General features: G+C 70.5%; 21 protein-coding genes. 12 read left to right on the forward strand and 9 right to left on the reverse strand.

All coding sequences use genetic code 11. The annotated features are described in order from the left end of the window. The first annotated feature begins 21 nt into the window (after positions 1–21). On the forward strand, positions 22–426 hold the full coding sequence (locus tag AB5I40_RS01670; RefSeq protein WP_370936630.1) for a nuclear transport factor 2 family protein: 405 nt from the start codon (positions 22–24) through the stop codon (positions 424–426). Positions 427–439: 13 nt separating this feature from the next. Here AB5I40_RS01670 and AB5I40_RS01675 read toward each other — a convergent pair whose 3' ends face one another. Continuing rightward, positions 440–1,297 (reverse strand): sigma-70 family RNA polymerase sigma factor, encoded by an 858-nt coding sequence (locus tag AB5I40_RS01675; protein ID WP_370936631.1) that lies wholly within the window; start codon positions 1,295–1,297, stop codon positions 440–442. A 72-nt stretch (positions 1,298–1,369) separates the two neighbouring features. On the opposite strand from AB5I40_RS01675, the gene AB5I40_RS01680 reads away from it, so the two are divergent. Beyond that, entirely contained in the window at positions 1,370–2,056 is a 687-nt protein-coding gene (locus AB5I40_RS01680) for an FMN-dependent NADH-azoreductase (RefSeq protein ID WP_370936632.1), read from the forward strand. Here AB5I40_RS01680 and AB5I40_RS01685 read toward each other — a convergent pair. After that, positions 2,046–4,682 (reverse strand): exo 1,3/1,4-beta-D-glucan glucohydrolase, encoded by a 2,637-nt coding sequence (locus tag AB5I40_RS01685; RefSeq protein WP_370936633.1) that lies wholly within the window; start codon positions 4,680–4,682, stop codon positions 2,046–2,048. The two genes, AB5I40_RS01680 and AB5I40_RS01685, sit on opposite strands and share 11 nt — an antisense overlap. A gap of 201 nt (positions 4,683–4,883) precedes the next feature. Between AB5I40_RS01685 and AB5I40_RS01690 the strand changes: the two genes are divergently transcribed. From AB5I40_RS01690 to AB5I40_RS01700, 3 genes are all read left to right on the forward strand, one after another. Continuing rightward, the gene (locus AB5I40_RS01690; RefSeq protein ID WP_370936634.1) at positions 4,884–5,627 is read left to right on the forward strand and encodes a dienelactone hydrolase family protein; all 744 of its coding nucleotides are present in this window, start codon (positions 4,884–4,886) and stop codon (positions 5,625–5,627) included. Between the two features lie 88 nt (positions 5,628–5,715). Next, positions 5,716–6,072: a hypothetical protein gene (locus AB5I40_RS01695; RefSeq protein ID WP_370936635.1), complete on the forward strand. Its 357-nt coding sequence runs from the start codon at positions 5,716–5,718 to the stop codon at positions 6,070–6,072. An 11-nt stretch (positions 6,073–6,083) separates the two neighbouring features. Next, complete coding sequence (locus AB5I40_RS01700) at positions 6,084–6,728, forward strand: phosphate uptake regulator PhoU (protein ID WP_370936636.1); 645 nt, start codon at positions 6,084–6,086, stop codon at positions 6,726–6,728. Here the strand turns inward: AB5I40_RS01700 and AB5I40_RS01705 are convergent. From AB5I40_RS01705 to AB5I40_RS01720, 4 genes are all read right to left on the reverse strand, one after another. After that, the gene (locus AB5I40_RS01705) at positions 6,640–7,845 is read right to left on the reverse strand and encodes a phosphatase PAP2 family protein (RefSeq protein ID WP_370936637.1); all 1,206 of its coding nucleotides are present in this window, start codon (positions 7,843–7,845) and stop codon (positions 6,640–6,642) included. The two genes, AB5I40_RS01700 and AB5I40_RS01705, sit on opposite strands and share 89 nt — an antisense overlap. A 128-nt stretch (positions 7,846–7,973) precedes the next feature. Next, positions 7,974–8,360 carry a hypothetical protein gene (locus tag AB5I40_RS01710; RefSeq protein WP_370936638.1) on the reverse strand — a complete coding sequence of 129 codons (387 nt, stop codon included), beginning with the start codon at positions 8,358–8,360 and terminating at the stop codon, positions 7,974–7,976. Then, positions 8,357–9,565 (reverse strand): putative lipid II flippase FtsW, encoded by a 1,209-nt coding sequence (gene ftsW, locus AB5I40_RS01715; RefSeq protein ID WP_370936639.1) that lies wholly within the window; start codon positions 9,563–9,565, stop codon positions 8,357–8,359. The genes AB5I40_RS01710 and ftsW overlap by 4 nt, the downstream gene beginning before the upstream one ends. A 63-nt stretch (positions 9,566–9,628) precedes the next feature. Beyond that, positions 9,629–10,000, reverse strand: a complete 372-nt coding sequence (locus AB5I40_RS01720; RefSeq protein ID WP_344276554.1) for a helix-turn-helix domain-containing protein — start codon at positions 9,998–10,000, stop codon at positions 9,629–9,631. 96 nt (positions 10,001–10,096) lie between these two features. Here AB5I40_RS01720 and AB5I40_RS01725 point away from each other — a divergent pair, with 96 nt between their 5' ends. Together AB5I40_RS01725 and AB5I40_RS01730 are read left to right on the forward strand one after the other, a co-directional pair. After that, the gene (locus AB5I40_RS01725; protein ID WP_370936640.1) at positions 10,097–10,924 is read left to right on the forward strand and encodes an alpha/beta fold hydrolase; all 828 of its coding nucleotides are present in this window, start codon (positions 10,097–10,099) and stop codon (positions 10,922–10,924) included. Continuing rightward, positions 10,915–12,039, forward strand: a complete 1,125-nt coding sequence (locus tag AB5I40_RS01730; RefSeq protein WP_370936641.1) for a hypothetical protein — start codon at positions 10,915–10,917, stop codon at positions 12,037–12,039. Before AB5I40_RS01725 ends, AB5I40_RS01730 begins: the two co-directional genes overlap by 10 nt. Here the strand turns inward: AB5I40_RS01730 and AB5I40_RS01735 are convergent. Then, a complete protein-coding gene (locus tag AB5I40_RS01735; protein WP_370936642.1) occupies positions 11,964–12,962 on the reverse strand; it encodes a DMT family transporter in 999 nt (332 codons plus the stop codon). The genes AB5I40_RS01730 and AB5I40_RS01735 overlap by 76 nt on opposite strands. Before the next feature lie 74 nt (positions 12,963–13,036). On the opposite strand from AB5I40_RS01735, the gene AB5I40_RS01740 reads away from it, so the two are divergent. From AB5I40_RS01740 to AB5I40_RS01760, 5 genes are all read left to right on the forward strand, one after another. Beyond that, positions 13,037–13,945, forward strand: coding sequence for a LysR substrate-binding domain-containing protein (locus AB5I40_RS01740; RefSeq protein WP_370936643.1), 909 nt, complete (start codon positions 13,037–13,039; stop codon positions 13,943–13,945). Between the two features lie 74 nt (positions 13,946–14,019). Beyond that, on the forward strand, positions 14,020–15,333 hold the full coding sequence (locus tag AB5I40_RS01745) for an FAD-binding oxidoreductase (protein ID WP_370936644.1): 1,314 nt from the start codon (positions 14,020–14,022) through the stop codon (positions 15,331–15,333). Positions 15,334–15,387: 54 nt separating this feature from the next. After that, entirely contained in the window at positions 15,388–15,738 is a 351-nt protein-coding gene (gene fdxA / locus AB5I40_RS01750) for a ferredoxin (RefSeq protein WP_370936645.1), read from the forward strand. A 93-nt stretch (positions 15,739–15,831) separates the two neighbouring features. Further along, on the forward strand, positions 15,832–16,524 hold the full coding sequence (locus AB5I40_RS01755) for a helix-turn-helix transcriptional regulator (protein ID WP_370936646.1): 693 nt from the start codon (positions 15,832–15,834) through the stop codon (positions 16,522–16,524). A gap of 48 nt (positions 16,525–16,572) precedes the next feature. After that, entirely contained in the window at positions 16,573–16,983 is a 411-nt protein-coding gene (locus AB5I40_RS01760; protein ID WP_370936647.1) for an Imm7 family immunity protein, read from the forward strand. A gap of 155 nt (positions 16,984–17,138) precedes the next feature. Here the strand turns inward: AB5I40_RS01760 and AB5I40_RS01765 are convergent, their stop codons facing one another. Next, complete coding sequence (locus tag AB5I40_RS01765) at positions 17,139–17,882, reverse strand: DUF2249 domain-containing protein (RefSeq protein ID WP_370936648.1); 744 nt, start codon at positions 17,880–17,882, stop codon at positions 17,139–17,141. A 72-nt stretch (positions 17,883–17,954) separates the two neighbouring features. Then, entirely contained in the window at positions 17,955–18,422 is a 468-nt protein-coding gene (locus tag AB5I40_RS01770; protein ID WP_370936649.1) for a hypothetical protein, read from the reverse strand. Between the last annotated feature and the right edge of the window lie 118 nt (positions 18,423–18,540).

Raw genomic sequence — 18,540 nt, forward strand, 5'->3', positions numbered from 1 at the left:
TGTACAACTTAAGTTGTTCTTATGGCTGACGATCCAGTTGCCCTTGCGACCTCCCTGCTGCGGGCACTTGAAGCCGGGCAGTGCGGCGAGGATCTCCGGAAGCACTTCGCTCCGACGGCGTCGACCGTCGAACATCCGAACCGGCTCAACCCCGAGGGCGCCCGCGCGAACCTGGACCAGATGCTCGCGGCGTCGGAGGCCGGTGCCGGGTTGATGTCCAGCCAGCGGTACGACGTGCGCTCGGCCGTGGCGGCAGGGGGCACTGCGATCCTTCGCCTCACGTGGAGCGGGGTGATCGCGCGTGACGCGGGCCCTTTCCGTCGCGGCGACGAACTCGTCGCGCACATTGCCCAATTCGTCGAAACCGCCGACGGCGTGATCGCTTCAATCGAGACCTTCGACTGCTACGAACCATTCGACCTTTAATGTGTATAACGACCTATACAGCCTCGCGAGAAAGCACCGCGATCTCCATCCCCGCCAACCGCTCGGCACTCACCACCACTTCATACGCCCGGAGCAAACCCCCGCGAACCTCGATCTTCAGCACCCCCACCAGTCGCCCAGCCGGAGCGAGCACCAATCCGACATCCCCGTCGATCAACGCCAGCTCGGCCAGCCGCGCGTTCCCCGCGAACAGCTTCGTCCCCTGCGCAACCTCGTCCGCCCCACGCAACACAGCAGCAGCACCTGGCGGAAGCATCGCCGGATCGGTAACCCGGACGACATCCGGAGCCAGCACAGTCAGCAACGTCGCCATATCCCCGCCCCGAGCCGCGGACAGGAACGCCGTCACCACCGCCCGGTGCTCGGCCAGTTCAACGGCAGGCACCGCAGGCTCCCCACTCACCCGCAACCGCGCGCGGCTGGCGAGTTTCTTCGCCGTAGCCGGCGTCCGGTCGAGGATCGGCCCGACCGCGTCGAACGGCACCGCGAACAGGTCGTGCAGCACGAAGGCCACCCGTTCGGGCGGGGCCAGCCGGTCGAGGACCACCAGCAGCGCGCGTCCGACCTCCCCGGCCAGCAGGATCTCGTCCTCGGGGACAGTGCCACCGGCGGCATCGGGCACGGAAGAGACCGGCGTTGCCCGGCGGGCCCGCAGCGCGTCCAGGCACAGCCGCGACACGACGGTGGTCAGCCAGCCGCCGAGGTTGTCGACGCCGGACGTCCGGACCAAGCGCAGCCACGACTCCTGCACGACGTCCTCGGCCTCGGCCGCGGAACCCAGCATGCGGTAGGCCAGCGCGTGCAGCCGCGGGCGCTCGTCTTCGAAGCGCCGCGCCAGTGCGTCGTCCATCGGTCACCTTTTCCCGTCTCGATCCGTCATGGGAGTGCCGGCCCGAGGACCAAGGACGAGGAGAGGAACCGGATGACCGTCATGCTAGCGCCCCTGCTGCACGTGGATTCGAGCGCCGACCGCGAGGCGTCAGTGAGCAGGCAGCTGGGCACATTGTTCGCCGACGAGTGGCGCAGCGGCGGCGGAACCGTGCGCCACCGTGACGTTTCCGCTGATCCGGTGCCGCCGTTGAAGGAGGCGTACGCGCGGCTCGGCCGCCGAGTGGAACGCAAAGGCGTGCTGTCGCTGGAAGACATCGCGACGCTGATCGCGGACGACGACGAACAGCGCGAATGGGAGCTGACCCTGCCGCTGATCAACGAGGTGCGCGAAGCCCGCGCCGTGCTGCTCGGCGTGCCGATGTACAACTTCGGCGTGCCCGCGACGCTCAAGGCGTGGATCGACCGGATCAGTTTCCCGGGTGTGTTCGTCGACCCGGAGACCGGCCGAAAGCTGCTGGCGGACAAGGACTTCGTGGTCGTCAACGCGCGAGGCGGCGGATACGGCCCGGGCACGCCGCGCGAGAAGTTCGAGTTCCAGGAGTCCTATCTGCGCGCTTACCTCGGCGACAAAGGCGTCGAGCGGCTGACGTTCGTGTCCCAGGAGTTCACCCGGGTCGGCGACGTTCCGGCGCTGGACGGGTTCGAAGACCTGGCCGCCGCGTCGCGCGCGGCGGCCAGGTCTCAGGTCATCGAAACCGCCCAGCGGCTCATCCGGTGAGGTCGGAGCACTTGCGCGCGTCCAGGTCCTTCGCCCCGCCCGGCGACCACCGGACGTTCGCGAACGACGCGGAGAACGCGCCGTCGGTGTAGACGAGGAACGGCGTGTCGACGCTCTCGAAGTCCAGCCCGCTCGCGAAGCAGGACAACGGGATCTTCACTGTCGACTTCTGCCCGGCAGGCAGATCGCCGAACAGCTTCGTGGCGTTGACCTCGGACGAGCACGGGTAGACGCAGTGCAGGCTGACCACCGTCCGGTTGACCGGCGGCGAATGCACGATCACGTCGAACTCGAGCGCGCCGTCGGCGTTCAGGTACCCGCGCAGATCATCGGTGCCGCCGGGATGCTGCGAATACAGCTGCGCCGCGCCCGTGCCGGTCCACGTCGCTTTCAGGCCGTCGCCCTGGACGTTGACGTCGGCCGGCACCACATTGATCTCCGGGTGCGAAGCGGTGCCGCCGGGACCGATCTCGGTGCCGCCCCAGTTCGACGCCGAGCCGATGAAACTCTTGTACGGTGCGACATCCGTGCGGTCGTAGATCGGCAGGTCCTCGGTCGCGGTGCCGCCGCCTCCGGTCGACCCGCAGCGGGCGGGGCCTTCGGTTTCGTCGAGCTTGCCGACGGTGGTCCGCTGGTGCGAGGTGAGGCCGTAACCGAGTGCGAACAGCGGGTCGTAGCCGGGACTCCAGGGGTTGAGCGGCGTCTGGCACGCGCTCTTCGGCCACGAATAGGACAGCTTGCCGTGGTATCCGCCGCGGTCCTTGCCGCGCACCAGCATGTCCGCGACACCGCCGCCTTCAGTGCCGGGCAGCCACGCGGCGACGAACGCGTCGGAACGGTTGAGCTCCTTGTTGACGTACAGCGGACGGCCGCTGACATACACAGTCACCACCGGCGTGCCCTTGCCGCTGACTTTGTCCAGCAGCGCAAGGTCTTCCGGATACAGCTTCGCCGCTTCAAGGCTCTTCCGCTGCAGATCGCCGACGCCTTCCGCGTACGGAGTTTCGCCGACGACAGCGATGACAGCGTCGTAACCCTTCGGGTCGACGGTGCCAGTGGGATCGAACGTGACGTTGGCGAGATCCTCCTTAAGTCCAGCGAGGATCGAAGTGGCTCCAGGGAAGTCCGCGTTGGTGTTCCCGGTGCCCTGCCAGGTCAGCGTCCAGCCGCCGGTCTGGTTCTGGATGCTGTCCGCGCTCTTGCCGACCACCAGCACCTTCGCGTTGCGCGCCAAGGGAAGCACGTTGCCGTTGTTCTTCAGCAACGTCTGCGACTTGCGCACCGCTTCGCGCGCGAGCTCCTTGTCCGTGAGCGCGTCCGACGAACCGGCGTACCAGCGCTGCGACGGCTTGCGCTCCTCGAACAGCCCGGCGCGCAGCTTGACCCGCAGGATCCGGGTGACGGCGTCGTCGATGCGGGACATCGGGATCTCGCCGCCGCGCACCTGCGCGACCGTGTTGGCGATGAAGGCTTTCCAGTCGTTCGGCACCATCACGACGTCGATGCCCGCGTTGATCGCGCGCGGGCAGCTGGCGTTGGTGCAGCCGGACACCTGGCCGATGCCGTTCCAGTCCGACACGACCAGGCCGTCGAAGCCCATCTTGCCCTTGAGGATCTGGTTGAGGACCTTGTCGCTGCCGTGGATCTTGCCCTCGTTGATGCCGAGGTCGGGGTTGGTCCAGCTGTTGAACGACGCCATGACCGTCTGCGCGCCCGCGGCGAGCGCGCCGTAGTAGCCCTGGCCGTGCAGGTTGATCATGTCCGCTTCAGACGAAGCGTTGACGCCCTGGTCCTGGCCGTTGGTGGTGCCGCCGTCGCCGATGAAGTGCTTGGCGGTGCCGATCACGCCGTTCGGGCCGATCCGCAGCCGCGCACCGGCCTGCAGGCCGTTCATGGCCTCGTATCCGTAGGCGCGCGTGATGCGCGGGTCCTCGGAGAAGCCCTCGTAGGTACGGCCCCAGCGGTCGTCCTGCACGACGGCGAGCGTCGGCGCGAACGCCCAGTCCTGACCGGTCGAGCGGATCTGCCGCGCCGTGGAGTTTTCGACGTCGCGCACCAGGCACGGGTCGTGCGCCGCGCCGAGCGCGATGTTCTGCGGGAAAACGGTGGAGCCGTACACATTGTTGTTTCCGTGCACGGCATCTATGCCCCAAATTACCGGAATCTTTGCCCTCGTGGCCTTCGCCGCGTCCCAATAGGAATCCGCGAGCTTGAGCCAGTCCTGCTGGCTGGCGTGCTTGTTCCCGCCCGGCCACGAGCCGCCGCCGTTGAGCACGGACCCGATGGAGTACTGGGTCACCTCAGCCGGCGTGATCGCGGCGATCTCGGGCTGGGTCATCTGCCCGACTTTTTCCTCCAGCGACATGCCGGAGACGATCTGCTTGATCCGCCGTTCGTCGACCGGGTTCTGCGGCATCGCGCTGCGCACCTTCGGCCAGTCGGCCAGCTGGGGCACCGAGTTTTCGATGCGGGCACAGCCATTCCGGTCCAACGCGGGCGGGCCGGCGTCCGGCTGGCGCGGGGGAGCGGCGTGCGCGGCCTGGGCGGGGACGAGCCCGCCGAGGAGGACGAGCGCGGCAAGGGCGACCCGGTTCCGGGTGCGCGGGGAGCGAGGAGGTCTGGCCATCGACAGTCCGTTCTGCGGAGGGCGGCCCGGAGCGGGCCCGGTGATCCTGACCGGGCAAACCGGACTCCGTCAATCCGCCGACCGCAGTGGTTCAGTCCACTAACAAGACAGGAAACGGGACATTCGCGGGGCGCGGCGGCCCGTCGCCGGACGGGGATAGATTGATCGCGAAGGCACTGTATTCAAGGGAGGACAAAGCGGATGCGCAAGGAAAAGCCAGACGTTCCGGCCGCCGACGGGACCGCGGACGCGTACCTGGCCGTGCCGGACGGCGGGCCGCATCCCGGGGTGCTGCTCTTCCCGGACGCGTTCGGGCTCCGGCCGCGGATCGAGGAGATGGCCGACCGCATCGCCGAGGCGGGCTACGCCGTGCTGGCGCCGAACCTGCTCTACCGCGGCGGCCGGACGCCGCTGGTGGACTTCTCCGCGCTGGAAGACCCGGAGCGGCGCGGCGAGGTTTTCGGCAAGCTGATGCCGCTCATCGAGGCCCTGGACACCGAGGCGATCACCCGCGACGCGGAGAAGTACCTCGACTGGTTCGCCGCGCAGGACGGCGTCGCCGAGGGCCCGGTCGTGATCACCGGCTACTGCATGGGCGGCACGAACGCGCTGCGCGTGATCGAGGCGTTCCCGGACCGGGTCAAGGCGATCGCGTCGTTCCACGGCGGACGCCTCGCCACCGACCAGCCCGACAGCCCGCACCTGCGGGTCGGCTCGATCACCGGCGAGGTGTACTTCGGGCACGCCGACCAGGACCCGTCGGCCACCGCCGAGCAGATCAAGACGCTGGAGCACGCCCTCGACGAGGCAGGCGTTACTTACCGGTCGGAGGTGTACGAGGGCGCGTCGCACGGGTTCACGATGTCGGACACGGCGGCGTACCACGAGGAAGGCGAGAAGCGGCACTGGGAGAACCTGTTCGCGCTCCTGGAGCGGGTGCGCTGACCTGCCGGTGATCGGGGTCCGGCACGCGGGACGCGCTCGCGGCCGGGCCCTGCGCGCGGAATCGGCGGCGGCCGTTTACGCTGGCCGCATGGCCGAAGGTGCGCTGTGCCGCGAACCGGTGGAGCTGACCGGGCGCGAGCGCTCGGTCCTGCGGAGCGTCGCGGTCCGCGGGACGGAGCCCGAGCTGTTCTGCGAGCTGGAGGCCGGGCACGGCCACGAGCACGCGAGCCAGGTCGGCGGACGCGGCGAGGAGCCGCTGATGTGGCTGCGCTGGTGGCCCGGCCGCCGCGTGCTGGAGACCCGCGCGCTGTGCGGCGCGGAGTCCGACGAGGGCGTGTTCTGCCGGGTGCCCGGCGGGCACGAAGGCAGCCACAGCTACGAGCTGGCCGAGCCCGAAGAGGCCTGGCCGCTGGCCGACGCGGGCCTGTTCGCGGGCCGCCGGTAAAGTCGCTCGACATGCGCGAAGGCTTCCAGGACGACCTGAAACAGCTCGACGGGCGTCTGGCGGCGATGGCCGAGGCAGCCGCCGAGGCGATGCGCCGGGCCACCCGAGCCCTGCTGACCACGGATCTGCCGCTCGCCGAACAGGTGCTCAGCGGCGACGCCGACCTCGACGACCAGCGGGCTGCCTGCGAGGACGAGGCGTATTCGCTGCTCGCGCTGCAGGCTCCGGTGGCGGGCGACCTGCGCGCCGTGCTGGCCGCGGTGTACTGCGCGGAGAAGATCGAGCGGATGGGCGACCTCGCCGCGCACGTCGCGGGCACCGCCCGGCGCGGCCACCCGGACCCGACCGTGCCCGCCGACCTCGAGCCGGTGTTCGCGGAACTCGGCGAGGTCACCTCGGCGATGGCCGAGCGGCTCGCCGACCTCGTGCACGGCGAGGCCCGCGGCGGCTACGCCGAACTGAGCCGCGCCGACGAGCGCGTGGACGCGCTGCACGCCCAGGTGATGGCGACGGTCACCGCGCCGGACTGGACCCAAGACCAGCGGATCGCGGTCGCGCTGAGCCTGCTCACGCGTTTCTACGAGCGTTTCGCCGACCAGGCGGTGTCGGTCGCGAAGCGCCTGGAGTTCGCCGCGACGGGCGATCTCCCGGGCTGACCTCCGGCGGCGGACCGCCCGGAGCCTGGTTCGACGGCCGCGGCGGCGAACCGGTGCCGCGGGACTGCGGCGGACCTGCCGGACGGGGCTGTTGCGAGCGCGCCGGACGGGCAGGCGGCTGGTTGGCACCGCGCGCCGGTGGCTGTGCGGGCGGACGGCCCGGGTTCTGCGGCGGCGCGTCGGCGGGACGGGGCTCCGGTGCCGCGGTGCGCATCGGCTGCGAATTCTGCCGCGGGCGTGCCGGACGGGCTTGCGGCTCGGCGGTGCGGATCGGCTGCGAATTCTGCCTCCGCGGCGGCGGACCCCCTGCGGCACGGTCTTCCGGCTGCGGATTCCGCGGACGGGCCGGGCGGTTGCTGGCGTCCCGAGGCGCCGCATCGGGCCGTGGCCCACGCGCCGGCAGCGAACCAGCGTCCTCAGGGCGAACCGGCGCGGCGTCGGGACGGCTCCGGCGTGGTCCCCGTGGCTTCTCTTCGGCCGGAGGAAGCACCGTCGTAGCCTCCGCACCCTCGGGTGCGACACCCAGCAACCCGAACGGCACCTTGCCCGAGAACCGCCGCACCAGCCCGGCCGTCGGAGCCAGCGCGTACCGCTGCAGCAGCAACGCCATCCCGGCTCCGAGCGCGAGCCCGATCAGCACGTCGTGCGGATAGTGCGCCCCGACGAACACCCGCGAAAAGCCCATCGTCGCCGCGAAAGCCGCGAGCCACGGCGCGCCCTTGCGCCAGGCGAAAGCCCCGCCGAGCGCGACGGCGGCCGCGATGGTCGAGTGGTTGCTGGGGAACGACCAGTCGCCCGGCGGCGGGCAGACGCCGACGATCGCCTCCGGCGGCAGTCCCCGGCACGGACGCTGCTCGTGCACGAAGGCCTTCACGATCTCGCTGAGCACGTACGCGACCACCGTGGCCGCCGGGACCAGCAGCGCCGCCGCCATCCGCTCGGGCGAACCGGTCGGGCGCGCCCGCCACCAGAGCCAGGCGAAGAACGGGGCCACGAGGACCAGGCCGTAATGCGTGTACGCCAGCACGAGAGACTGCACCCAGCCCGGCATCGCCTGGGCGAAATGGGTGATCGCGTCGTACGTCTCGCTGCTGGAAGCTCCGGCCGTGGTCGCCATACAACCCCTCTCCGGTCCGCCGGTTCGCCTGGCGGCCATCTCGCGTTCACCCGAAGGTCACGAGCGTACCGAGCGGCGGAGAGGAGTCCGCGACGCCCCGTGAGTCCGCGGGGACTCTCCGGGACGGATCAGGAGTCGGTGGTGTGCTTGCAGGTCACCGGCTTGCCGGGAGCGGGGGCGCTCGCCTTGGCGAGTTCCTTCGTCTTGTCCAGCAGGATCCGGCAGCGCAGGGTCGCCGCGGTCGACGGCGTCGCGGTGACCGACGCGTCCTGTCCGGCGCTGACCACGACGTCCTGTTTCCACGGCAGTCCGAGCGGGCCGGAGAGCTGGTGCGGCGCGACCTTGTCCTCGTAGCGGTTGCCCGATTCGCCGTAGGTGACGCCGGTGGCCGTGGTCTGCTGGTCGGAGGTGACCTCGTAGGTGATCGCCCACGACTTGCCGGTCGGGTTGGAGCACGCGGCGAGGCCCGCGAGCGCGACAGCCGCGAAGGTAGCGGAGAGTGCCTTCTTGATCACGCTCGGACTGTACCGGAGGCCTTCTTCGGCAGCCCGGCGAGGAACGTCTGCGCGGCCGGTTCCTCGCGCGCGGCCTGGGCGAGGATGCCGAACTGCAGCATGGTGACCACGAGCGACGTCCCGCCCGCGGACACCAGCGGCAGCGTCACGCCGGTCACCGGCAGCGCGCCCGCGACGTAGCCGATGTTGATCAGCGCCTGCGCCACCAGCAGCAAGGTGGTCGTCCCGGCGACGAGCCGCACCCACGGATCGGTGACCCGGGACGCGGTGCGCAGGCCGATCACCGCGAGGTAACCGAACAGCCCCAGCACCAGCAGACAGCCGGCGAAGCCGAGTTCCTCGCCGACGAGCGCGAAGACGAAGTCGTTCTGGACGTCCGGCAGATAGCTCCACTTCGCCGCGCCCCGGCCGAGGCCGACGCCGAACCAGCCGCCGTCGGCGAGGGCGTATTGCGCCTGTTGCGCCTGGTAGCCGCTGCCGCTCGAATCGGGGTTCGGCGAGAGAAAAGAAAGGATGCGCGCGAGCCGATAACTGGCGAAAAGGGCGAGTACGACGATTCCGACGACCCCGCCGGCGAGAATGGCGGCGAACAAGCGTTTCGGCGCGCCCGCGAACCACAGCAAGCCCAAGGTGATCAACGCGAGCGTGACCGTGCCGCTGAGATTCGGCTGGGCCAGCAGCAGGGCGCACAACGCGAGCGTCACCGGGATCAGCGGCACCAGCAGATGCCGCCAATGGTGCAGCACACGCTGCTTCGAAACGAGCAAATGTGCGCCCCAGAACACCAGCGCGACCTTCGCGATTTCCACTGGCTGCAAGGTGATCGGCCCGGCGGCGAGCCAGCGTTGTGCGCCGCCGTGGTCGGAACCCAGCGGGGTCAGCACGAGAAGCAGCAGCACGGCCGCCGCGGCGAGCGCGGGCGTGGCTGCCTTGCGCATGCGGGAAAACGGGATGCGCAGGCCGAGCACGAAGGCGACCGCGCCGAGCGCGACGAAGGTCAGATGCCGGAAAAAGGCTTGGTACACGCCGGTTCCCACCGTCGGGTTGGCTGCGGCGGCCGAGGACGACAGCGCCATCACCGCGCCGAGCAGCGTCAGCAGCGCCCAAATCGCGGTGATGATCCGGAACGACGCGAGCGGATGCGCGAAGAACTGTCCGATTGCGTGCCGTGCGGGTTTGCTGTCCCGTTCGGTTGGCGACTCCACAGCGGGTGAGTGTGTGCCGAATTGGCGTCGCAGTGGCTGACCGACTCGCCTGTGTGCGGAAAATTACCGTTCGGATTCCTGATTGGCCTGGTCGACGTCGGCCATGTGTTCTTCGGCCCACGTGCGCAACACCGCGAGCGCGGATTCCAGCGATGCACCCAGCGAGGTGAGCCGGTAATGCACCCGGGGCGGCACGGTGGCTTCGACGCGCCGCGAGACGAGACCGTCACGGACGAGGCTTTGCAGAGTCACCGAGAGCATTTTCTGCGACACCCCGGGGATGCGGCGGCGCAGGTCGGCGAACCGCACCTCGTCCGGCGCGGCCTCGGCGAGGATCTTGACCGTCATCGACGTCCACTTCGTCCCGATCCGGTCGAGCAGCCGCCGCGTCGGGCAGGCCGGGTCGAACAGATCGCCGCGGGCGGAGGGGGTCACCTCGGGCTCACCACCTGTCGGGAAAGTGCCGTCTTGGCGGCACGTTCTGGGTTACCTACCGTGTGCTGGTAACCAATGGTAACCACGGGAGGTCCGATGAACGCGGTGCGGCAGGTCGAGGCGAACGGGGTCCGGCTGAACGTCGCCGTCTCCGGGAGCGGTCCGGCGGTGGTGCTGCTGCACGGGTTCCCGCACACCTGGCAGCTGTGGAGCAAGGTCATCCCGACGCTCGCCGAGCAGTACCGAGTCATCGCGCCGGACCTCCGCGGCCTGGGCGGGAGCGGCCGTCCGGAGAGCGGTTTCGACGCTGGAGCCGTCGCCGACGATGTCGCGGCTTTGCTTGACGCGCTGGGGGAGGCGGACGCCGACGTGGTGGCGATCGACCTGGCGGTGGCAGGCGCGTTGCTGCTGGCGCTGCGGCAGCCGGAGCGGGTGCGCCGTCTGGTGCTGATGGAGTCGCTGCCCTGGGGTTTCCCGGCCAGCCCGCCGTGGTGGTTCGGTTTCCACGCGGTGCCGGGCCTCGCCGAGACTGTCCTTAATGGACACGAGGCGGAGTACGTCGGCTGGTTCCTCGACCAGGGCACGCTCGGCCGCGGCGTTCCGGCGGACCTCCAGGCAGCGTTCGCCGAGGCGTACACCGGGACCGACTCACTCCGCTGCGCCTTCGAGTACTACCGGGCGTTGCCCGAAAGCGCCCGCCAGCTGACCGAAGAGGCGGCGAAGCGGCTGACCGTCCCGACGCTGGCGATCGGCGCGAATCCGGTGGGCGACGCGCTGGAGCAGCAGCTGCGCCCGATCGCCGACGACCTCACCGGGCACGTGCTGCCGGACTGCGGGCACCTGGTCCCGCTCGACCGGCCGCGCGAATTCCTCGATCTGCTGCTGCCGTTCCTGTCCCGGGAGATACTGGCCGGGTGTCGTTGACGTCCGAGCTTGCCGACCCGCGAGGGACACTCGCGCGCTGGTGCGCTCGCGTCTTCACCGGCACGGCCGCGGCCGCGCGCCGGGTCGAGGAGGCGACGAACGGCGTGCGCCCGATCCGGCCTGCGCTTGCCCGCCCGCCGCGCCAGCACTGGGCCGAGATCGGCGGCGCGTTCGGCCAGCGGATCGCGGACCTCGTGCAGCCCGCGCCGCCGTATTACGCGCTGCTCGGGATGGTGCGCGCGCAGTGGGGCAGCGGTCCGTGGGCGCACGCGCAGGCCGCCGCGTACCCGACGCACGACGAGCTGCCGCCGGAGTACCAGGCGCGGGCGCTCGGCATCCGTCCGGCAGCAGCGACCTGGCTCGACCTCGGCGACGGCATGCCTCGCGGCGAGGCGCTCCCGGGTGCCGAGGAGCTGTGGGGTGAACTGCTGGAACGCGCTCGCCGCTATCAAGCGCAGCACGCCCCGCCCGGCGTGCTCGGCGGGCCGGGCGCGGAGGCTGGTCTGGCGCGGACGAACTGGGTGCTGTCGGCGTGCGAGGACATCTACCGCTCCGGCAAGATCGACGCTCGGCTCGCCCGGGTCGTCGACGGCGGCGGCACGATCGCGGACCTGCGCGCCCTGCCCGCCGACGCGGCGGTGACCGAACTGGCGGAACTCGCGAAACGCTTACACGACAACGGTGCGCTGTGGGAACTGCGCCGCCTCGCCGGTGCGCCGCCCGAGGGCTATCCGCTCGGCATCGCCGGGCCGACCATCGTGCCCGGCTGGGCGGACGGCGACCTCCTGCTCGGGAAGCTCGATCCCGAAGCGGGGATCGCCGAGGGCACGCTGCTGGACGTGAAGACCGTGCTGACCGTCGGCGATCCGGACCGGGCCGGGCGCTGGCTGTGGCAGATCCTGCTGTATGCCTGGCTCGACGTCGCCGACCTGTACCGGATCCGCGAGGTCGGGCTGCTGCTCGGACGGCACGGCAAGCTGGTCTGCTGGCCGGTCGACGAACTGGCCGCGGACCTGCTCGGCGGCGATGGCCTGGTCGATCACCGCCGCGACGAGTTCAGGGACATGGCGCGCGGGCTGCTCGATTCGGTCGGGTTGAGCTTGGCCGACGACTGAACCGCGGGCCGCTTCGTCGCGCCGCGACCGGCGAAACAGACCGCGCCGAGCACGATCACGCAGCCGACGAGCTGGACCGCGCCCGGGCGTTCGCTCAGCAGCAGGAATCCGAAGGCGACCGCGCCGACTGGCTGCAGCAGCATCATCGTCGCGCCGGTCGAGGCCGCCAGCCGAGGCAGCGCACCGGCGATCAGCAGCCACCCGATGACCTGGCCGACGAGTGCCAGCGCGGCGAACCAGCCGAGCGAGGGGAGGCTGGGCGTGAGGTCGAGGCGGCCGAACGGCAGTCCGAGCGCCACCGACACGAAGCCCGCCGACACGGTGGCCAGAGACAGCGAACGGACCTGCGTCGCGGGGCTGCTGCTGAGCCGGAGCAACAGCAGGTAGCCCGAATAGCCCGCGCCGGCAGCGAGCGCGAAAACCATGCCCAGCACCGGGTTCGAGCCGCTCATCGACGAGCCGAACACGCCGCCCGCGAGCACGATGCCGACGATCAGCGTCGGTGCGACGAACTTGAACCGCGGGTCCGGCCGCTCCTTGAGGAAGACGAACGCGAGCAGCGGCACGATCACCACCTGGACCGAAAGCAACATGGTCGCGACGCCCGCACCGACGCGCGGGATCGCCTCGCCCCACAAGACGAAGTCGAGTCCCAGCCCGAGCCCGGCCAGCAGCGGCAGCAGGATCTTCGCGCGCACGCGGGTCCGGCGCGCCTCGCTGAACGCCAGCACCGCGAGCACCGGCAGTGCGAGGGCGCAGCGCCAGAACGCGCTGGTCGCCCCGCTCGCCCCGGAAACCTTGATGAGCACCGAGGTCAGCGCGATGCAGAGGCAGCCGGCCGCGGCCAGCAGCCGAGGGTCGGCGCGGCCGGTGAGGGCGGCGATCGGACCGGCGGTCGGCAGCGTGGCGGGTTCGGTGGTCATGCCTTCTATCGTGGGGCCGCTAACTATCAAGGACAAGTGAATGTTCCTGCGGAAAATCCGGTAGCATCACTACCGTGTTCAGTGTGGATCGGATGCGCGCCCTGCACGCGGTCGCGCAGCACGGCTCGGTCGCCCGCGCGGCGGCGGCGCTGCACGTCACGCCGTCCGGGGTGTCGCAGCAGCTGGCGAAACTGGAGCGGGAAGCGGGCCTGGCGCTGTTGGAACCGCGCGGCCGGACCGTGCGGCTCACGCGCGCCGGGCAGGTGCTGGTCGGACACGCCGAACGCGTGCTGGCGCAACTGGCCGAAGCGCGCACGGATCTCGAACGGTTGCGCGAGGACGTCTTCGGGCCGTTGCGGATCGGGTCGATCGCGACGTGCGTCCACGCCCTGCTCCCGCCCGCGCTCGCCACGCTCACCGAACAACACCCGCGGCTGAACGTGACGCTGGGCGAGGGCGAAGCTGAACAAACGTTGCCGAAGGTGCTCGCCGGCGACCTCGACGTCGCGGTGTTCGAAAGCTGGGCGGACCGGCCGACCGTGGTGCCGGCGGGGATCACGCAGGTCACGCTGTTCTCCGACGTAGCCGATCTCGCGCTGCCCGCCGGGCACCGGCTCGCGCACCGGCGCACGGTCGATCTCTCCGAGGTGGACGACGTGTCGTGGATCAGCTGGACCGGCCGTTCCGGCTGCTACGAATGGCTCGTGCACGTGCTCCGTTCGCAGGACCTCGAGCCGCGGATCAGTTGCACCATCGGGAGTTACGTGACGCAGCTGGCGCTCGTCGCGGGCAACGTCGGCGCCGCGCTCGTCCCGCGGCTCGCGCGCGGACCGGTGCCCGACGGGGTCCGGATGCTCGCGACCCGGCCGGTGCTGAACCGCACGATCATCGCCGCGTGCCGGTCCGGCGAAGAGGCGCACGGCGGCGTCCGGGCCGCGCTGGAGGCGCTCAGCGAGGCGTCGGCGACTTATGTGAATCACTGAATTTTTCCTTGCGCGGCTGCCATTTCCGGCCGGTTCGGCCCTAGAGTCGGGATCGACGAGCAGGGGAGCCGCCCATGACCGCCGAGGATGCCGCCCGCGCCTTGCGGGCCAGATTGCCTGCCGAGCAAGTACATACTTCCGGTCCACAGTACGAATCGGCGGCCACGGTCTGGAACGCCGCCGTCGTCGCGCGGCCGGACGTGGTCGTGGAATGCCGGAGCACAGCCGATGTCCAAGCCTCGGTGCGGGTTGCGCGCGAATTGGGCCTGTCGTTGTCCGTGCGCAGCGGCGGCCACGACTGGGCCGGACGCGCCCTGGCGGACGGCGGGATCACGCTCGATCTGCGTCCGTTGAACCGGGTCGCGGTCGATGCCGGACGGCGAGCCGCGGTGGTCGGCGGCGGCGCGCGGGCCAACGATGTGCTTGCCGCGGCTGGGGTGCACGGCCTGACCGCAGCGGTCGGCACGATTGGCACCGTCGGCTTCGCCGGGCTCGCGCTCGGCGGCGGATACGGGCCTTTTCTCGGGAAATACGGGCTTGCCGCGGACAACCTGCTCGGTGCGGAGATCGTCCTCGCGGACGGCGAAGTCGTGCTCGCCAACGCTTCGCGGCTGCCGGACCTGTGGTGGGCGCTGCGGGGCGGCGGCGGGAACTTCGGCGTGGTGACGTCGCTCGGAGTGCGGCTGCACGCGGCACCGCACATCACGACCGGCCCGGTCTGGTATCCGGCGACTGAGGCGGCCCGGGTTTTCGCCGCGGTCGCGGAAATCCAGGCCGAGGCGCCGGACGAACTCACCGTGCAGACCGGGGTCCTCGCCGGTGCGGACGGTTCGCTGTGCGTGCTGGTCTGGCCGACGTGGTGCGGCAACGCTGATCCCGACGGCTTCTTGGCCCGGCTCGGACCGCCGCTCGCCTCGCAAATCGCTCCGGTGTCGTCGTACGCGGCAGAGATCGCTCGCCGCGACGAGATGTTCCCCGGCGGCCGATCGGTCACCATCCGCACGCGGTCGCTGTCAGCGTTCACTCCGGAGATCGCCTCGGCGCTGGTGCGGCAGGCGGAAGCCCGGACGTCGCCGTTGTCCGGACTGTCGATCCACCACTTCCACGGCGTGGCTTCCCGGATCCCGGTGGCGGCCACGCCGTTCCCGCTGCGCGAGGACCATCTGATGGTCGAGGTGCTCGGGCTGGGGGAGGGCAATGACGACCGGGCCTGGGCGGATGCCACGTCGGCCGCGCTGGCTCCCTACGCCTTGCCGGGCGCGTACGCGAACCTGCTGGGGCCGGATGTGTCTTCCGCCGAGCCGTTCGGCCGCCACACCTCCCGGCTGCGAGACATCAAACACCGCTACGATCCGGACGGAGTTTTCCGCGCCATCCCGCTCGCGTGACCCTTTTTACCGAGTACATTGGTAAAAACGAAGCCGGGTGGAAGGGAGCGGGCCGTGGCGTATGTGATCGCCGAGCCGTGCGTCGACGTGATGGACCGGGCGTGCGTGGACGAATGCCCGGTGGACTGCATCTACGTCGGCGAACGCTCGCTCTACATCCACCCGGACGAATGCGTGGACTGCGGCGCCTGCGAACCGGTGTGCCCTGTTGAAGCGATCTATTACGAGGACGACCTTCCGGAGCGCTGGCGCGTCTACGCGGAGGACAACGCCCGGTTCTTCAGCGAAACCCTGCCCGGCCGCGACGCGCCGCTGGACAGCCCCGGCGGAGCGGTGAAACTCGGCGATCTCGGGGTGGACACGCCGCTGGTCGCCGGGCAGCCGCGCCCGGAGATGCGGTCGTGAACCAGGCGATCTCGGACCGGTTGGGGCAGCCCGCGACCGGAGATCCCCGCGCTGCGGTAGTTTGCCCTAGTCTGCTCGGTTAAACTGTCCCGCATGAGCGAGCAGACGCTGACCGACCCGCCCGGCTCCCGTGCATTGGGCGAGAGCCGGGCCCGGGTGCTGGACGCGCTGCGTTCGGCGGGCGGTCCGGTCGCGGTGCAGGACGTCGCCGCGCAAGTGGGATTGCACGCCAACACCGCGCGCTTCCACCTGGACGGACTGGTCGAATCCGGCCTCGCCGAACGCCGCGTCGAAGACCGCACCCGACCCGGCCGCCCGCGCACTGTCTATGTCGCGATCGCCGAGGAAGCCGCCGAGGGACGGCGCAGCTACCGGCTGCTCGCGGAAATGCTGACCGGCTTGATCGCGGAAAACGTGGCTGATCCCGGCAAGGCAGCGGAATCCGCCGGGGAAGCGTGGGGCCGCTACCTGGCCGATCGTCCGCCGCCGACCCGGCGCGTCGACGAGGCCGAGGGTCTCCGGCGACTGTCCACTGTGCTCAGTGACGCCGGATTCGCCCCGGACCTGGACGGTGACCTCGAGCGTCCGGTGATCCGGTTGCGGCACTGCCCGTTCCGGGAGGTCGCGGAGGAACGGCGGGATGTCGTGTGCGGGCTGCATCTCGGGCTGATGCGCGGGGTGCTGGCCGAGGTGCGCGCGCCGTTGACGGCGGAGCGGCTCGAGGCGTTCGTCGAGCCGTCGTTGTGTTTGGCGCATTTGAAGCCGACGGCGAAGCGTCGCCGCTGACCGGAAAACTGATCGCCTTTTCCTTTTGGCCGAGCCTAGGCTTTCGCCATGTTCGAATACCACGGGTGGATCAGTCTTCGCTCGACCGCCGAAGCGGTTGACGACGAACCGCCGCTTCGCCTCGACGAGATCCAGGCCCTGGTCGACGACTTGGCCGGTTACGCGCTGATCGATCTCCAGCCGATGAACGGGCGGTACTACATCCACCTCGGCGGGCACCCGAATCACCGAGGGCAGCAGGGCGCCGAGGTGATCGACTTGTTCGCTAAAGTCGGGCGGCTCGCTCCGGGGTCGTACGGATTGCTGTACGTCCACGACGACGAACATCCGGAGCACCAGCTGAGCTTCCGGGTCTTCCGGCTGGTCCGCGGCGAGGTCACCGAGCACGCGGATCACCTTCTGTCGCCGGTGATCCCGATCTTGGAGGACGAGGAGCCGAGCTGGTCGGCAACTGTCTGATGTGGATGGTCGATGCGGCGAGGCTTGGCAGGGAAAGGATTCCGCTGCTCGCGACCGATCGGCGGCAGGAGTGTGAAGCCGGTCCGCGGCGGCCGGGGCGGGGAGGCCGGCCGCCGCGGGGGACGCGCCGAAGGGGGTCGGCGCGGGCACAGGGGTCAGGCCGGGACCGCGGCGCGGCCGATCCGGACCCGCCACTTCTCCGGCCCGGATTCCACGTACTCCCAGGTGAAATCCTCGCCGTGCGCGGCGGTGAACTCGCGGCGCAGCGGCTTCGGGTCGTGGTTGTTGACGAGCACGAACGATTCCCCGGGCGCGAGCCGCGCGTAGCGGCCGAAGATGCGCGGATGCCGGGTGCCGTGCGGGATTTCGCGGACGTCCAGGACTTCCGCGCGGTCCAGCTCGCCGCCGTCGAGGAGCGTGCGGAGGTCGTCGACGAGGACGGGGACATCGGCGCCGGGGAGGTCGGCCAGCGCGGGCAGCAGGACATTCGTCTCGGCGTCCAGGTAGGCGGCGAGCAGCGCGTCCAACGCCTGCGCGGCATGGCTGACCTGGGCTGAGGTGTCGGCTTCCCGCAGTTCGCCGACGGAGCGGAGCACGGAGTCCTGGATCCGCCGCAGGGCGCGGACCAGCAGCCGGGTCGCGGGGGCTCCGGCGGCGGTCGCGTTGAGGACGCGGTCGGCGGCGGACAGGTACTCGGTCAACGGGCCCGAGGCGAACGCGATCAGCCGCGCGTTGGCCTCCGCGCGAGCGCTGCCGTCGAGCTGGAGTTCCGTGACCACGGCGGCTTTTTCCCGGTACTCGGCCAGAATCCGGCCGGATCGGGCCCGGAGGTCCTGGCCGGCCCGGAGCGCCGGGTCGGTGCTGGTGCCGTTGATGTACACGTCGGACGAGCCGGTCACGGGAACCTCCCGGAAAGAGTATTTATGAGAATAATAGTGCAAAATAGCGGGCCGGTGGACGTGACGTCGGACTCAGGACGGCCCGATCCGCGCGAGGACGAGCCCGGCCGGGATGCTGACCAGCAGCAGCACGACCAACGCCTGGAAACCGTGCCGAACCCAGCGGGCGCGGCCGTCCCGCGACCCGCCGCGCCCGCCCAGGATCAGCAGCGCCAGGCCGACGACCAGAACCGCGCCGCCGACGTCCGCGACGGGCGGCACGCCAGAGAGCGTTCCGCCTAGCACGGCTGCATTTCCGAGATTCCAGGCCGCGACTTGAGCGACGACCAGCCGTCGAGCCGGCGGGTTCGGGGCGAGCAATGCCTGACCGATTCCGAGACCGACCTGAGCGATCCCGCCGACCAGGACGAGATATGCGACCGCCCACGCGCCGTGCGGGGTCGGATGCGGGGCGATGACCGCGGACGCGAGTCCGCCGGCGATCGCGCACCCGATGCCGAGTGCGGCGAACGGCGCCGCTGCGGCGGTTCGAGGAGTCATATATCCAAACTAGCCTAGTGAAAACGATCAGCTCAGCCCGGTCGGCGCGGCGGGGCCCGGAGCGGAAAATTCCCCGCTGTGACGGGATTCGCCCGGGGCTCCGCAGGGGGCGGCCCGG

The organism is Amycolatopsis sp. cg13 (genome assembly GCF_041346965.1).
Taxonomy (GTDB): Bacteria; Actinomycetota; Actinomycetes; order Mycobacteriales; family Pseudonocardiaceae; genus Amycolatopsis.

Excerpts from the sequence above, each read along its gene's own strand:
- AB5I40_RS01680 (WP_370936632.1), top strand. The coding sequence starts at position 1,370 with ATGACCGTCATGCTAGCGCCCCTGCTGCACGTGGATTCGAGCGCCGAC.
- AB5I40_RS01760 (WP_370936647.1), top strand. The coding sequence starts at position 16,573 with ATGTTCGAATACCACGGGTGGATCAGTCTTCGCTCGACCGCCGAAGCG.
- AB5I40_RS01685 (WP_370936633.1), bottom strand. The coding sequence starts at position 4,682 with ATGGCCAGACCTCCTCGCTCCCCGCGCACCCGGAACCGGGTCGCCCTT.
- AB5I40_RS01690 (WP_370936634.1), top strand. The coding sequence starts at position 4,884 with ATGCGCAAGGAAAAGCCAGACGTTCCGGCCGCCGACGGGACCGCGGAC.
- AB5I40_RS01725 (WP_370936640.1), top strand. The coding sequence starts at position 10,097 with ATGAACGCGGTGCGGCAGGTCGAGGCGAACGGGGTCCGGCTGAACGTC.
- AB5I40_RS01670 (WP_370936630.1), top strand. The coding sequence starts at position 22 with ATGGCTGACGATCCAGTTGCCCTTGCGACCTCCCTGCTGCGGGCACTT.
- AB5I40_RS01745 (WP_370936644.1), top strand. The coding sequence starts at position 14,020 with ATGACCGCCGAGGATGCCGCCCGCGCCTTGCGGGCCAGATTGCCTGCC.
- AB5I40_RS01770 (WP_370936649.1), bottom strand. The coding sequence starts at position 18,422 with ATGACTCCTCGAACCGCCGCAGCGGCGCCGTTCGCCGCACTCGGCATC.
- AB5I40_RS01675 (WP_370936631.1), bottom strand. The coding sequence starts at position 1,297 with ATGGACGACGCACTGGCGCGGCGCTTCGAAGACGAGCGCCCGCGGCTG.
- AB5I40_RS01700 (WP_370936636.1), top strand. The coding sequence starts at position 6,084 with ATGCGCGAAGGCTTCCAGGACGACCTGAAACAGCTCGACGGGCGTCTG.
- AB5I40_RS01705 (WP_370936637.1), bottom strand. The coding sequence starts at position 7,845 with ATGGCGACCACGGCCGGAGCTTCCAGCAGCGAGACGTACGACGCGATC.
- AB5I40_RS01755 (WP_370936646.1), top strand. The coding sequence starts at position 15,832 with ATGAGCGAGCAGACGCTGACCGACCCGCCCGGCTCCCGTGCATTGGGC.
- AB5I40_RS01695 (WP_370936635.1), top strand. The coding sequence starts at position 5,716 with ATGGCCGAAGGTGCGCTGTGCCGCGAACCGGTGGAGCTGACCGGGCGC.
- AB5I40_RS01735 (WP_370936642.1), bottom strand. The coding sequence starts at position 12,962 with ATGACCACCGAACCCGCCACGCTGCCGACCGCCGGTCCGATCGCCGCC.